This window comes from Roseateles sp. P2_H4 (genome assembly GCF_056403315.1).
In genome coordinates this window covers 1-13393 of record NZ_JBFUFR010000006.1, presented here as the reverse complement: position 1 = coordinate 13393, position 13393 = coordinate 1, and the positions used below count along the sequence as shown (strand labels likewise).

At 68.6% G+C, this 13393-nt stretch carries 12 protein-coding genes and 1 riboswitch; of the genes, 6 read left to right on the top strand and 6 right to left on the bottom strand.

The features are described 5' to 3' along the window. Window positions 1–9: 9 nt before the first annotated feature. The 4 genes from AC1DW3_RS06135 to AC1DW3_RS06120 all read right to left on the bottom strand — a co-directional run bounded on the left by AC1DW3_RS06135 (window position 10) and on the right by AC1DW3_RS06120 (window position 3520). Window positions 10–561, bottom strand: a complete 552-nt coding sequence (locus AC1DW3_RS06135; protein WP_477929594.1) for a GspH/FimT family pseudopilin — start codon at window positions 559–561, stop codon at window positions 10–12. Window positions 562–706: 145 nt separating this feature from the next. Next, complete coding sequence (gene nrdR / locus AC1DW3_RS06130) at window positions 707–1150, bottom strand: transcriptional regulator NrdR (RefSeq protein ID WP_477929592.1); 444 nt, start codon at window positions 1148–1150, stop codon at window positions 707–709. Between the two features lie 11 nt (window positions 1151–1161). Next, window positions 1162–2415: a serine hydroxymethyltransferase gene (glyA, locus tag AC1DW3_RS06125; protein ID WP_477929590.1), complete on the bottom strand. Its 1254-nt coding sequence runs from the start codon at window positions 2413–2415 to the stop codon at window positions 1162–1164. 58 nt (window positions 2416–2473) lie between these two features. Beyond that, window positions 2474–2584, bottom strand: a riboswitch (ZMP/ZTP riboswitch). Between the two features lie 87 nt (window positions 2585–2671). Further along, complete coding sequence (locus AC1DW3_RS06120; RefSeq protein WP_477929588.1) at window positions 2672–3520, bottom strand: lytic transglycosylase domain-containing protein; 849 nt, start codon at window positions 3518–3520, stop codon at window positions 2672–2674. Between the two features lie 221 nt (window positions 3521–3741). Here AC1DW3_RS06120 and ubiD point away from each other — a divergent pair, with 221 nt between their 5' ends. Continuing rightward, window positions 3742–5280: a 4-hydroxy-3-polyprenylbenzoate decarboxylase gene (ubiD, locus tag AC1DW3_RS06115; protein WP_477929586.1), complete on the top strand. Its 1539-nt coding sequence runs from the start codon at window positions 3742–3744 to the stop codon at window positions 5278–5280. Between the two features lie 152 nt (window positions 5281–5432). Here the strand turns inward: ubiD and AC1DW3_RS06110 are convergent, their stop codons facing one another. Continuing rightward, window positions 5433–6221, bottom strand: coding sequence for a YdcF family protein (locus AC1DW3_RS06110; RefSeq protein WP_477929584.1), 789 nt, complete (start codon window positions 6219–6221; stop codon window positions 5433–5435). A 37-nt stretch (window positions 6222–6258) separates the two neighbouring features. Here AC1DW3_RS06110 and AC1DW3_RS06105 point away from each other — a divergent pair, with 37 nt between their 5' ends. The 5 genes from AC1DW3_RS06105 to AC1DW3_RS06085 are packed head-to-tail and all read left to right on the top strand — an operon-like array spanning window position 6259 to window position 12597. Next, window positions 6259–9726 (top strand): DUF748 domain-containing protein, encoded by a 3468-nt coding sequence (locus AC1DW3_RS06105; RefSeq protein ID WP_477929582.1) that lies wholly within the window; start codon window positions 6259–6261, stop codon window positions 9724–9726. A gap of 10 nt (window positions 9727–9736) precedes the next feature. Continuing rightward, window positions 9737–10273, top strand: coding sequence for a peptide-methionine (S)-S-oxide reductase MsrA (gene msrA / locus AC1DW3_RS06100; RefSeq protein WP_477929580.1), 537 nt, complete (start codon window positions 9737–9739; stop codon window positions 10271–10273). Beyond that, window positions 10273–10914 (top strand): ABC transporter ATP-binding protein, encoded by a 642-nt coding sequence (locus tag AC1DW3_RS06095; RefSeq protein WP_477929578.1) that lies wholly within the window; start codon window positions 10273–10275, stop codon window positions 10912–10914. Before msrA ends, AC1DW3_RS06095 begins: the two co-directional genes overlap by 1 nt. After that, window positions 10911–12092: an ABC transporter permease gene (locus AC1DW3_RS06090; RefSeq protein ID WP_477929576.1), complete on the top strand. Its 1182-nt coding sequence runs from the start codon at window positions 10911–10913 to the stop codon at window positions 12090–12092. Before AC1DW3_RS06095 ends, AC1DW3_RS06090 begins: the two co-directional genes overlap by 4 nt. Window positions 12093–12111: 19 nt before the next feature. Next, window positions 12112–12597: a DUF3299 domain-containing protein gene (locus AC1DW3_RS06085; protein WP_477929574.1), complete on the top strand. Its 486-nt coding sequence runs from the start codon at window positions 12112–12114 to the stop codon at window positions 12595–12597. On the opposite strand, the gene pdxH is transcribed toward AC1DW3_RS06085, so the two are convergent. After that, window positions 12594–13229: a pyridoxamine 5'-phosphate oxidase gene (gene pdxH / locus AC1DW3_RS06080; RefSeq protein WP_477929572.1), complete on the bottom strand. Its 636-nt coding sequence runs from the start codon at window positions 13227–13229 to the stop codon at window positions 12594–12596. The two genes, AC1DW3_RS06085 and pdxH, sit on opposite strands and share 4 nt — an antisense overlap. Window positions 13230–13393: the final 164 nt, after the last annotated feature.

Genomic DNA, 13393 nt, shown 5'->3' with positions numbered 1-13393 from the left:
CAAGGGGGCTCAAGCGCAGCTGGGCATGCCGCTGACTTTTTCAGCGCCCACGTAGCAGCTGCGCACGCGGCCGGTGATGGCCACGACCTGACGGATGACCTGGCCGCCGTTCAGGCTGAGGTCGATGCTGCCGGTCTGGGTGACCAGACCCTGCTGGTGCTGGAACTGCAGCGTCTCGGCATTGCTGGAGAGGCGCACCGGCTGGCTCGCCGGCAGCCACTCGGTCTTGATGACGGCGCTGCTGGTCTTCCTGCAGACGGCCTTGCCGCCGGTGCAATCGCAGTCGTCCTTGGCGCCGATGTAGACCACGTAGCAGGCATTGGCCCCCTTGCCGCTGATACGGAAGAAGACCGATTCGCTCAGGCGGGCAGATTCGCTGCGGGCCAGGCGCAGGTCGCTGGCCAGGGTGTCGGCGCTGACGCGCAGTTGCTGCTGCTGGCGCAGCGTGCCCATCGCGGGCACCGCCTGGCCGACCAGGGCGGCGCAGATGCCGACGCTGGCGCACAGCTCGACGAGGGTGAAACCACGGCTTTGACGGCGGGTGTTGGCGGTGCGGTTCATGTCGGCTCCCTGGGTTCGTTGCGAATGAACGAACTCTAGAAAGCGCGGACCGTGACGTCTTTCCTCCTTTGGGCGGAGCGACGGGGGAGGGCGGCGGTGCCATCCCCCCAGCGCCCCTCCAAAGGGGGATAGGGTCAACCCTGGGTCAGATCTCGCGGATCAGTTGGCGGAACTCGTCCACGTCCTCGAAGCTGCGGTAGACCGAAGCGAAGCGCACATAGGCGACCTTGTCGATGCGCTTGAGCTCGCGCATCAGCAACTCGCCCAGGCGCGTGGATGCAATCTCGCGCGCGCCGCTGGCGAGCAGCTTTTCCTCGATGCGAGTGATGGCCGCATCGATCTGCTCGACGCTGACCGGCCGCTTGCGCAGGGCCAGCTGCATGGAGGCGCGCAGCTTGGCCGCATCGAAATCGGCGCGCCGCCCATCCTTCTTGACGACCGAGGGCATGGCGATGTCGGCCCGCTCATAGGTCGTGAAACGCTTGTCGCAGGACAGGCAGCGGCGCCGGCGCCGGACGACGTCGCCCTCATCCGACTCCCGGGTCTCGGCGACCTGGGTTTCGGTGTGAGAGCAGAACGGGCAGCGCATGGCAGGCCTGCTTAACCGCGATACACCGGGAAGGCGGCCGTCAGCTTGGCGACCTTCTCGCGCACGGCGGCGAGGTTGGCCTCGTCGTGGGGCTTGTCCAGCACGTCGGCGATCAGGTGGGCCGTGGCGCGCACCTGTTCTTCCTTGAAGCCGCGCGTCGTCATGGCCGGCGTGCCCAGGCGGATGCCGCTGGTGACCATGGGCTTTTGCGGGTCGTTGGGGATGCCGTTCTTGTTGCAGGTCATGTGGGCGGCGCCCAGGATGGCCTCGGCTTCCTTGCCGGTCAGGTTCTTGGGGCGCAGGTCCACCAGCATGACGTGGCTTTCGGTGCCGCCGGAGACGATGCGCAGGCCGCGCTCGATCAGCGTGTCGGCCAGCACCTTGGCGTTCTTGACGACCTGCTCCTGGTAGGCCTTGAACTCGGGCGTCAGCGCTTCCTTGAAGGCCACGGCCTTGCCGGCGATGACGTGCATCAGCGGGCCGCCCTGGATGCCGGGGAAGATGGCCGAGTTGATCTTCTTGGCGATCGCCTCGTCGTTCGTCAGGATGATGCCGCCGCGCGGACCGCGCAGGCTCTTGTGCGTGGTGGACGTGACGACGTCGGCGTGCGGCAGCGGGTTCGGGTAGACGCCCGCGGCGATCAGGCCGGCGTAGTGGGCCATGTCGACCATGAAGTAGGCGCCGATCTCCTTGGCGATCTTGCCGAAGCGCTCGAAGTCGATGCGCAGGGAGTAGGCGGACGCACCGGCGATGATGAGCTTGGGCTTCTTCTCGCGCGCCAGGGCTTCCATGGCGTCGTAGTCGATCGCCTCATTGGCGTCCAGGCCGTAGCTGATGACGTTGAACCACTTGCCGCTCATGTTCAGCGCCATGCCGTGGGTCAGGTGGCCGCCTTCGGCCAGGCTCATGCCCATGATGGTATCGCCGGGCTGCAGCAGCGCGAAGAAGGCGCCCTGGTTGGCCTGCGAGCCCGAGTTGGCCTGCACGTTGGCGTATTCGGCGCCGAACAAGGCTTTGAGGCGGTCGATGGCGAGCTGCTCGACGACGTCGACGTACTCGCAGCCACCGTAGTAGCGCTTGCCGGGGTAGCCCTCGGCGTACTTGTTCGTGAGCTGGCTGCCCTGGGCCTGCATGACGGCCGGCGAGGTGTAGTTCTCGCTGGCGATCAGCTCGATATGGTCTTCCTGGCGGCGGTTCTCGTTCTGGACGGCGGTCCAGATCTCGGGGTCAACCAGGGCGAGGGTGGAGGTGTTGCGGTCAAACATGGCTGGTGTTCCGAAGGTCAGGCGGTCAATCCCAGGCGATCACGGCAGGCGTGATGTCCAAGGCTGCCCAGGCGAACGGCTGATAGCGGTTGAAAACCGCCTCACGCTCCCCGGTGGTGGCCCACCTCAGGTCAGCTCGTGACCCTGATCGCCAGTCGCGTGAACACCCAGTGTATGTCAGCGGCGCGCGGCCGTCCGGAGCCGCTGACGCACCCGCTCGGGGGGCAGCTCGCAAAGCGAGCATGGGGCCGCGTTTCTAGCGCAGCAGGGCTACTTGAGCAGAATCGCCACCCGTAGGGGCCGATGCAGCTTCGCGCAGCGGGCGCACCGTCGTCATGGTCGGCACGGTACGGCCGGCGGCGACGGCCTTCAGCAGGTCGTGCTCCGCCAGCACGCGGGCCGTGTAGCCCGTGTCTTCTGCGAGATTGGCGCCGCCGACGTAGAAGCGCAGGCCGTCCTCCAGGCTGCCGGCCCGCTGGATGCATTCCTTCAGCACCTGCACGCCGACGCGCAGATTCGTCACCGGGTCGAAAGCGGCGTGCGTGCCACCGAAGGCTTCGTATTTGTCGTCATGCACCCGGGTCATGACCTGCATGAGCCCTTGGGCGCCGACGGCGCTCTGGGCAAAAGGGTTGAAGCGCGACTCGATGGCCATGATGGCCAGGATCAGCGTCGGCTCGACCTTGGCGCGCTGGCCCACGGCCCAGGCTTCCTGCACGAGGCGGCTGATGGGCTCCGGCGCCACGCTGTAGCGGCGTGCCAGCCAATGGGCGACGGCCGCTTGCTGGCGGCTCAGTTCGCGCGGGTCGGTGGCGGTGGCGCGGGCGATGGCATCCGGCTCAGCGGCCGCGAACAGCGTGTTGCCCTCGGCTTCTGCGCGAGCTTCCTGGCGGGCGTTCAGCCAGCCCAGCGTGGCGGATTCCAGCTTCTCGCGCAGGCCTGCCTGGCTCGTGAACACCAGCAGCACCGACACCACGGCCAGCCCCAGCAGGGCCAGCGTGTTGTGGCTGACCACGAGCAGGCCGTTGCCGATGTCCTGAACGAACAGCGACGCCGAATCCCGCGTGTGGCGAGCCAGGCTGAACAGGTCTTGACGTGTCGTCATGCGACTCCTTGTGTCGTGGCCCGCCTCAGGCTGCCTCAGTTAGCGGGGCGGTCTGGGTGGGGCGACGGTGATAATTTCCCGGCCTATTGCTTTGGTCTGTGGCATCTGTGTGCCCGGAGGACCCGGCCGGTTGGGTTTCAGTAAAAACCCGAAGCGGCGAATTTTACGAGTCGAAGATAACCAGTCAAGGTTGTTTGGACTATTCAAAACTACTTTTGGTTATGAAATACAGCGATCTGAGGGACTTCATGACCGGCCTGGAAGGCCTCGGAGAGCTCAAGCGCGTGCGCGAAAAAGTCTCGCCGGTACTGGAGATGACGGCCCTCAGCGACCGCGTGCTGCGGGCCGGTGGGCCGGCCCTGTTGTTCGAGGCGCCGACGGGCCATTCCACCCCCGCCTTGACCAATCTTTTCGGGACAACGCGTCGCGTCGCACTCGGCATGGGCGCTGAGTCTCTGGCCGATCTGAGGGATGTCGGCCGGGTGCTGGCCAGCCTCAAGGAGCCGGATCCGCCCAAGGGCTTGAAGGACGCCGGCAAGCTGCTCCAGATGGCCAAGGCGCTGTGGGACATGAAGCCGGCCGTGCAGCGCCGCGCGCCCTGCCAGGAAGAGATCTTCGAGGGCGGCGACATCGACCTCGGTCGCCTGCCCATCCAGACCTGCTGGCCGGACGACGCAGCCCCCCTGATCACGTGGGGTCTGGTCATCACCCGGGGCCCGACACGGACCCGCCAGAACCTCGGCATCTACCGCCAGCAGCTGATTTCGCCCCGCCAGGTCATCATGCGCTGGCTGGCGCACCGTGGTGGTGCGCTGGATTTCAGAGACTTCTCTCTAGCCCATCCCGGCGAGCCGTTCCCGATCGCCGTGGCCCTGGGCGCCGACCCGGCCACCATCCTCGGTGCCGTCACGCCGGTGCCGGATTCGCTGTCCGAATACCAGTTCGCCGGCCTGCTGCGGGGTTCGCGCACGGAGCTCGTCAACACCGGCGTCGGCAAGAACCAGCCGCTGCAGGCGCCGGCCTCGGCCGAGATCGTGCTGGAAGGCCACATCCCCATCGCCGCGCCCGGCTACACCGGCGTCAGCGAGCACGGCGTGCCGCTGAAGGAGAAGGGCGGCTATCTGCACGCGCTGGAGGGGCCGTTCGGCGACCACACCGGCTATTACAACGAGCAGGACTGGTTCCCCGTCTTCGAGATCACGCGCCAGACCCAGCGCAAGAATCCGATCTACCACTCGACCTATACGGGCAAGCCACCCGACGAGCCGGCCATCCTCGGCGTGGCCCTCAACGAGGTCTTCGTGCCCATACTGCAGAAGCAGTTTCCGGAGATCGTCGACTTCTACCTGCCGCCCGAGGGTTGCAGCTACCGCATGGCCGTGGTCTCGATCAAGAAGGCCTACCCGGGACACGCCAAGCGGCTGATGTTCGGCATCTGGAGCTTTTTGCGCCAGTTCATGTACACCAAGTTCATCGTCGTCGTGGACGACGACATCGACACGCGCAACTGGCAGGAGGTGATCTGGGCCATCACCACCCGCATGGACCCGGTGCGCGACACCACGCTGGTGGACAACACCCCCATCGACTACCTTGACTTCGCCTCACCCGTCAGCGGCCTGGGCGGCAAGATGGGGTTGGATGCCACCAACAAATGGCCTGGGGAAACCAGCCGCGAATGGGGCCGTGGCATCAGCCTGCCGCCCGAGGTCACAAAGCGTGCCGAGGCGCTATTCGGGCAACTCTTCTTGAAGCCCTGACAGCGCTCGCCTACTGTTGGAATGCCTTTTCAGGCACAACCTCTGGCGCAATCCCTTGCGCGCCAGGAGCCCTTCGGCAAATCGCCGTGGAGCCCCAAGGTGGCATAGCCACCCACCCCGCCCGGCCTTAAAGCCCGGCGGGGTTTCTATTTCTAACGTCCTGCCCACCAGGCCAGCGTTTCGTAGGCGACGTAGCGCACTCGGGCGAAGCCTTCTACCGACGGGCACCAGTCGTCGAAGCTGCTCAGCGCATCGTCGCGCAGGCCCACGGGGGCCGGCAGCAGCTGGATGCCCAGTGGCGCGGCCTCGGCCTCGAAGGCGCGCATGGCGCGACGCATATGGGCGTCATGCGTGACCAGCACGATCTGCTTCACGCCCGCCTTCGCCAGCAAGGGCAGGGTCTGGGCGGCGTTCTCTCGTGTGTCACGTGAACTGGCCTCCGTCCAGCGCAGCGCCAGGCCATAGTCCTGTGCCGCGACGCGGCCGACGATCGCGGCCTCGGGCTGGCGCAGCTCCGTTGCCGTCCAGCCGATGCCGCCGGAGAAGGCCAGCGGCCAGCCGCTGCGCCGGGCGACCCAGACGCCATAGGCCAGGCGTTCGGCGGTGATCCGCGTCGGTATGCCGGCGTCGAACTCCGGGGCATGATGCCTCACGCCGCCGCCCAGCACGAGCACGGCGCCGTCGGTGTGGCCGCGCAGCGCGTTGACCTGGGTCGGTGCCAGTGCCGCAGGCTGGCCGACGGCCCGGCTCAGCAGTTCGCCGACCGCCTCGGTGGCCGACAGCCAGACACCCGCCAGCGCCAGGCCCAGCAGCAGCCCGCCGAAGCGCCGCCCACGCCTGAGCCGCCAGCCGCCCCAGACGGCCAGCAACAGCATCGGTGCAGGCGGCAGCGCGGCGGCCAGCAGCAGCGCCTTGAAACCCGGATAGTCGAGGGAGATCACCCGAGGCATCTTCGCCGACATCAATAATGCTTTTGCCGTGACGACCACCTTTCCCACCCCCCGCTCGCCCGCCCGCATCGCCCGAATCGGCCTTCTGACCGTTGCCGCCCTGTCGGCCGGGGCCACCCTGCTGCTGCTGATCGTGACGCTGGCGCTGCCGGGCTGGGTCACCGGCCGCGGCGCGGCGCTGGCGAGCGAGGCCCTGGGCCGGCCCGTCAGCATCGAAGAGGCCAGCTTCCAGCCCTGGCGCCTGGCCCTCATCGTCGAAGGCCTGAGCATCGGGGGCGCTGCGCCCCAGCAGCCGCCGCTGTTCAAGCTGCAGAAAATGGACGCGGCCCTGTCGCTGCGCTCCCTGCTGCGCGGCCGTGCCGTCATCGAATCGCTGTCCCTGACCCGGCCCGAGCTGCGCGTCGCCCGCGTGGCCGAGGGCCGCTATGACATCGACGACCTGATCCAGCGCTTTGCCGCCAAGCCGGGCGCGCCCGAGGAGGCCGACCCCGAGTTCGCCGTCTACAACATCGAACTGACTGACGGCCGCGTCTTGTTCGACGATCGCCCGGTGCAGCGCAAGCACGAGCTGGCCGGCTTGCAGCTGGCGTTGCCCTTCATGTCGACGCTGCCGGCCGACGTCAAGGTCAAGGTGCAGCCGCATCTGAGTGGCAAGCTCGACGGCGTCGCTTTCGACAGCCGCGCGGAGGCGCTGCCCTTCGACGACGACGTCAGCGCACGCCTGTCGTTCAAGTTCTCCGGCCTGGACCTCGCACCGCTGGCGGCCTATGTGCCTGCCAGCGCACCCTTTCGCCTGGGCGGCGGCAGGCTGGATGTCGACGTGGCGCTGGACTTTGCCGAGCGGGCCAAGCAGGTCCCCGGCGTCAAGCTCAGCGGCCTGATCCGGCTGCACGAGCTGGCCCTGACGCAACCCGACGGGCAGGCGCTGCTGGACTTCAAGCGTCTGAGCCTGCCGCTGACCGACGTACAGCCGCTGCGCCGCCAGCTGGGCTTTGGCGCCATCCTGCTGGAGTCGCCCAGCGCGTGGCTGCGGCCACTGCCGGCGGTCTCCGGAGAAGCCTCCGCAGCGGCTGCGACGCCCTGGCAATTCAGCCTGGCGAGGTTGGAAGTCAAGGACGGCCGCTTCACCGTCAACAAGGACCTCGCGCTGGAGGCCATCCAGCTCAAGCTCGGCGCGGCGGCCTGGCCCTTGAAGTTGCCCGCCCAGCTCGACGCCAGCCTGCGCCTGGACCAGGCCACGCTGACAGCCCAGGCCAAACTCTCGCCCGAGCTGCTGCAGGCCGATGCCGAGTTGAATGGCCTGGCCGTCGAGCGGCTGGCGCCCTGGCTGCCGCTGCCGGGCGGCGCCAAGCTGGCCGCGGGCATCTCCGCCAAGGCCGGCCTCAGCGTCAAGAACCCGCTGGCCGAAGGCGCCACCGACCGGGTCCAACTGACCCTCACCGAACTGCAGGTCCGCGACGCTCGCCTTGGCCTGGCCGGCGCCCCGCGGCTGATGACGCTGGCCTCTGCCCAGCTCGACAAGGCCAGCATCGAACCGGCTGCGCGCACCATCACCCTCGGCACGCTGACGCTGGATGCGCCGCGCGCCCAGCTCGCCCGGGAGGCGGGTGGTCTTCTGAATATCGCCGGCCTGCTGCCGCCCGACAGCGCGGCGTCGGCGGCCGGCCCAGGCTGGAAACTGCAACTCGCCGGGCTGGCTGTGGAGCGCGGCGCGCTGCGCTGGCAGGACGCCGCCGTGCCCGCCGGCGTCGCGCCCGTGGCGCTGACCGCCGAGCCGCTGCGCCTGCAACTCGGCGCGTTGAGCTGGCCGGCCACGTCGCCCGTGCAGGCGCAGATCACCACCCAGCTTGCGGCCCTGGGCAGCAACGACCAGCCCATTGCCGCCAGTGCCGGCAGCCTGCAATGGAGCGGCCGCGTCGGCCTGGCGCCGCTGTCAGCCATTGGCACGCTGCAGGCCAAGGCGCTGCCGCTGCATCTGCTCAACGCCTATCTCGACCCGGCCTGGGGCCTGCAGCTGCAGCGCGCCGAACTGGGGCTGAAAGCCGAAGTCACCGCCCAGCAGGCGGACAGCGCCTGGACGGCCAGCGTGGGCGGCGATGTGCGCATCGGCCCGCTGGCGCTGCTGCAGACGCGCGTCGTCGACGGCCAGCGCGTCGTCGGCGAAGACCTGCTGAGCTGGCAGTCCCTGCAGCTCGACGGCCTCAAGCTCGCCCTGGCGCCCGGCGCGCCGCCACGGCTGGCCGTCAAGGACGCGCTGCTGGAAGACGCCTACGCCCGCCTCATCGTCAACGACCAGGGCCGCTTCAACCTGCGCGACATCGGCCCGGCCGAAGCGGCCGCCGCACCCGCTTCAGCGGCATCGGCGCCACAGCCCGAGTTCGCCGCCGAGCGCATCCGCGTCAACCGCGCCATCGTCGACTTCAACGACCGCTTCGTGCGGCCCAACTACAGCGCCCGCCTGACCGAACTGCAGGGCTCGCTCGGCGCCTTCTCGTCCACCAGCACCGCCATGGCGCCGCTGACCTTGAAGGGCAAGGTCGCCGGCACCGGCCTGCTCGAGATCGACGGGCAGCTCAAGCCCGGCGCGCCGCTGGCCATGGACATCGCCGCCAACGCGACCGACATCGAGCTGGCGCCGCTGTCGCCCTACGCGGCCAAATACGCCGGCTACGCCATCGAGCGCGGCAAGCTGTCGACCCGGCTGCGCTACAAGGTCGAGCCCGGCGGCCAGCTCGTGGCCAGCAACCAGATCATCCTGAACCAGCTGACCTTCGGCGAGCGCGTCGACAGCCCAGACGCGACCTCGCTGCCGGTGCGCTTTGCCGTCGCACTCTTGAAGGACGGCAATGGCGTCATCGACATCAACCTGCCCGTCAGCGGCTCGCTGAACGACCCCGAGTTCAGCGTCGGCGGCCTGGTCTGGAAGCTCTTCCTCAACCTCATCGGCAAGGCGCTGACGTCACCCTTTGCCCTCTTCAGCGGCAGCGATGCGCCGGAGGAAGCCCAGATCAGCTTCGCGCCGGGCGGCACCGAGCTGGGCGACGTGGCCAAGCTCGACCGCGTGGCCAAGCTGCTGATCGACAAGCCCGGCGTGCAGCTGACGCTGACGGGTTGGTCTGGCATCGCCGCTGAAGGCCAGGCCTTGCGCGAGCAGCGCCTGGCCAGTGCGCTGAAGGCCGAGAACGCCGCCACGCCGGACGCCGCCCTGAAGCGGCTCTACGAAGCCACCAAGCTGCCCAACAAGCCCAAGAACCTGCTCGGCCTGGCCAAGGACCTGCCGCCCGCGCAGATGCGTGGCCTGCTGCTGGGCAGCTATGCCATCGACGAAGAGGCCTTGCGCCAGCTGGCCGTGGCCCGCGCCATCGCCGTGCGCGATGCCCTGCTGGCCCGCGGCGCCCCCAATGCCCGCGTCTTCCTCGCCGCGCCCAAGCTCTGCGACCAGGGTTGCGATGAGACCTGGCGCCCCCATGTCGAGTTGTCCCTCGGCGCTCATTGAAGGTCATCCCATGTCCACTCCGAATCTCGAACGCATCACCCTGGCTGGCGGCTGCTTCTGGTGCCTGGAGGCCGTCTACGAGCGCGTGCGCGGCGTGCACCATGTCGAGAACGGCTACAGCAACGGCCAGGGCGGCAAGCCCACCTACGAGGCCGTCTGCGGCGGCAACACCGGCTATGCCGAGGTCGTGCGCGTCGACTTCGACCCCGCCGAGGTCTCGCTGCGCGAGCTGCTGGAGGTCTTCTTCACCATCCACGACCCGACGACGCTGAACCGCCAGGGCGCCGATGTCGGCACGCAATACCGCTCGGGCATTTACTGGCACACCGAGGCGCAGCGCCAGCTGGCCGCCGAGGTGCTGAAGGAAGTCAACGACCACCACGCCGGCCGCGCCGTCACCGAGTTGCTGCCCGAGACCGACTACCACCCGGCCGAGGCCTATCACCAGCATTACTACGCCCGCAACCCGGAGCAGGGCTATTGCGCCTTCGTCGTCGCCGGCAAGGTGGAGAAATTCCTGTCCACCTTCAAGCGCCTGGTCAAGTGATGCTGGCCTGGGGCGGGCTGCGCCATCGCTACGCCGGCGGCGCCGAGATCGCCTATGGCGATTTCGCGCTGGCCGCGGGCCGGCATCTGCTGCTGCGCGGCGCGTCGGGCTCGGGCAAGTCGACGCTGCTGGCACTGCTGGCCGGACTGCTGCGCGTGCAGCAGGGCGAGCTGAATGTCGCGGGCGTCGAGCTGCAGGACATGGGGGCGCGAGAACTGGACGCCTGGCGCGGTGCGACCCTGGGCGTGGTGCCACAGCGCCTGCATCTGAGCGCGGCCCTGACGGTGGCCGAGAACCTCGCGCTGCCGGCGCTGGCCGCAGGGCAGGGCGCCGACCCGGCGCGTGCGGCCGAACTGCTGGAGGCGCTGGACATCGCCGAGCTGGCCCAGCGTCGGCCCCACCAGCTCAGCGTCGGCCAGGCGCAGCGCGTGGCGCTGGCCCGCGCATTGATGCGCCGGCCGCGCCTGCTGCTGGCCGACGAGCCCAGTGCCAACCTCGACGATGAGCACACGCTGACCATGCTGGCCCTGCTGCTGGACGCCGCCGAGCGCGAGGACTGCACGCTGGTCATCGCCAGCCATGACGCCCGCGTCGTCGAGGCGCTGAGCGAGCGAGAGGATGTGTCGGAGGTGGTGTTGTGATCCGTCTCGCATGGCGCTATCTGTGGTCCAGCCCGTTGACGACGGCACTGAATCTGCTGCTGCTGACGTTGGGCCTTGCCGCCGTCACCTTCGTGCTGCGCGCCAGTGCCCAGGTCGAGGCCGGGCTGAAGCGCGACCTGGCCAGCATCGACCTCGTCGTCGGCGCCAAGGGCAGCCCCATGCAGATCATGCTGGCCGGTGTCTTCCACCTCGATGCGCCGACCGGCAACATCCCGCTGGCCACGCTGGAGCTGTTGAAGCAGCAGCCGCTGGTCGCCCAGGCCGTGCCGCTGTCTCTGGGCGACTCTTTCCGCGGCTACCGCATCGCCGGCACGACGCCGGACTACCTCGATCTCTATGGCGCCAAGCTGGGGCAGGGCGCCCTGTGGGCCAAGCCCATGCAGGCCGTCCTCGGCGCCGAGGTTGCGCGCACGAGCGGGCTCAAGGTCGGTGACCGCTTTGCCGGCAGCCATGGCCTGGCTGAAGGTGGCGGCGCGCATGGCGATCACCAGTTCGAAGTGGTCGGCCTGCTGGCCGAGTCGGGCAGCGTGCTGGACCGTCTCGTGCTGACCGACCTCGCCTCGGTCTGGGAGGTGCATGAAGACCACGCAGCCCATGACGAGGACAAGCCCAAGGAGATCACGCTGGCCCTGGTGCGCTACCGCAGCCCGCTGGCGGCCGTCATGCTGCCGCGCTGGGTCAATGCCCAGAACGGCCTGCAATCGGCCGCGCCGGCGCTGGAAACGGCCCGCTTGATGCGCTTGGTCGGCGCCGGCACCGAAGTGCTGCGCGGCTTCGGCATCGTGTTGCTGGTGGCAGCGGGCCTGTCCGTGTGGGTGGCGCTGCTGCATGCGGTGCGTGCCCGCCAGGGCGACCTGGCCATGCTGCGCATGCTGGGGGCACCGGCGCGCCGCATCGCCGCGCTGATCGCGATGGAAGCCCTGCTGCTGGCGGGCCTCGCCGCCGCGCTGGGCCTGGCGGCGGGCCATGGCCTGGTCGCCGTGCTGGAGCGTCTGCTGGCCGAGCGCCAGTCGCTGCGCCTGGGTCAGCTCGGCATGAGTGAAGCCGAATGGCTGGTGCCGCTGCTGGCTTGCGGCCTGGCGCTGCTGGCGGCCGCCTGGCCGGCCTGGCGGGCCTATCGGCTGGATGTCACAACCCTGCTGCAAGCTCCGCGCTGAACGCCGACAATCTGACCCTATGAAGTCCAAGCTCCTGCTCGCCCTTTGCCTGGCCGCCTCGGCCGTGTTCGCGCAAACCGCACCTTCCATCGGCCAGGGCCCCGGCTATCACGACCCGCGCAGCCCCTTCAAGCCGCTGGAAGAGCGTGCCGACATCGTGTCCTGGCAGCTGCTGTCCCAGGTCACCGCCAAGGCCGAGAAAAAGAAGATCGTGCCGACCTTTCCGGCTGCCGTGCAGGCGCTGGATCGCAAGACCGTCAAGGTACAGGGCTTCATGATGCCGCTGGAGGCGGGTGACAAGCAGCAGCATTTCCTGCTGTCCTCGGTGCCGACGACCTGCTCCTTCTGCGTACCGGCCGGCCCTGAAGGTCTGGTCGAGGTGCGCACCAGGAAGCCGGTGCGCTACACGCTGGAACCGGTCGTCGTCGAAGGCGTGCTGGCGGTGCTCAACGACGACCCTTACGGGCTCTACTACCGCGTGGAAGACGGCAACGCCGTCAATTAAGGCGCGAGCCGCTCACGCACCCAACGGTCGGCGTCGAGCGTGAACACCAACCGGTCGTGCAGGCGCGAGCGCCGTCCCTGCCAGAACTCGTAACGGTCCGGTACCAGGCGGTAACCGCCCCAATGCGGCGGCCGGTCGGGGTTCAAGCCATGCTTGACGGCCGCCTTGGCGGCATTCGCGACCAGCACCGCGCGCGAGGAAATGACCTGGCTCTGTGGCGAGGCCCAGGCGCCCAGCCGCGAATCCAGGGGGCGGCTCTTGAAATAGTCGTCCGATTCCTGGCTGGACGTCTTCTCGACACGGCCTTCGATGCGCACGACGCGCTCCATCTCCACCCAATGGAATTGCAGGGCCGCATAGGGGTTGCCTGCTAACTCCTCACCTTTGCGGCTTTCGTAGTTGGTGAACCAGACCATGCCGCGCGCGTCGCAACCCTTGAGCAGCACGACGCGCGTCGACGGCCGCTGGTTGGCGCCGACGGTGGCCACCGTCATGGCCGTCGGCTCGGACACGTCATGGGCGATGGCTTCGTCCATCCAGCGATTGAAGAGGGCCAGCGGTCCGTCGGCCGCCTGCACCTCATCCAACTCCCCTAGTTCGTAGCTCTTTCGGAATTCGCTCAACTTGCTCATGGCGGGAGGTCATCAGGCCTGGCGTTAGGCCCGCGTTGGGGCTGCAAAGGGCTCAGTCTAGGCGCAAGGCGCAGCGATGCCGGTGGCATCGCGAGCAGTTGCAACAACGACTGCGCCCTTTGCTGCCCCAACCCGGAGGGCCGGGGCGAGTTGCGGGGTGATTC

Coding starts and splice junctions, on each gene's coding strand:
- AC1DW3_RS06135 (WP_477929594.1), bottom strand. CDS start 561: ATGAACCGCACCGCCAACACCCGCCGTCAAAGCCGTGGTTTCACCCTC.
- nrdR (WP_477929592.1), bottom strand. CDS start 1,150: ATGCGCTGCCCGTTCTGCTCTCACACCGAAACCCAGGTCGCCGAGACC.
- glyA (WP_477929590.1), bottom strand. CDS start 2,415: ATGTTTGACCGCAACACCTCCACCCTCGCCCTGGTTGACCCCGAGATC.
- AC1DW3_RS06120 (WP_477929588.1), bottom strand. CDS start 3,520: ATGACGACACGTCAAGACCTGTTCAGCCTGGCTCGCCACACGCGGGAT.
- ubiD (WP_477929586.1), top strand. CDS start 3,742: ATGAAATACAGCGATCTGAGGGACTTCATGACCGGCCTGGAAGGCCTC.
- msrA (WP_477929580.1), top strand. CDS start 9,737: ATGTCCACTCCGAATCTCGAACGCATCACCCTGGCTGGCGGCTGCTTC.
- AC1DW3_RS06095 (WP_477929578.1), top strand. CDS start 10,273: ATGCTGGCCTGGGGCGGGCTGCGCCATCGCTACGCCGGCGGCGCCGAG.
- AC1DW3_RS06085 (WP_477929574.1), top strand. CDS start 12,112: ATGAAGTCCAAGCTCCTGCTCGCCCTTTGCCTGGCCGCCTCGGCCGTG.
- pdxH (WP_477929572.1), bottom strand. CDS start 13,229: ATGAGCAAGTTGAGCGAATTCCGAAAGAGCTACGAACTAGGGGAGTTG.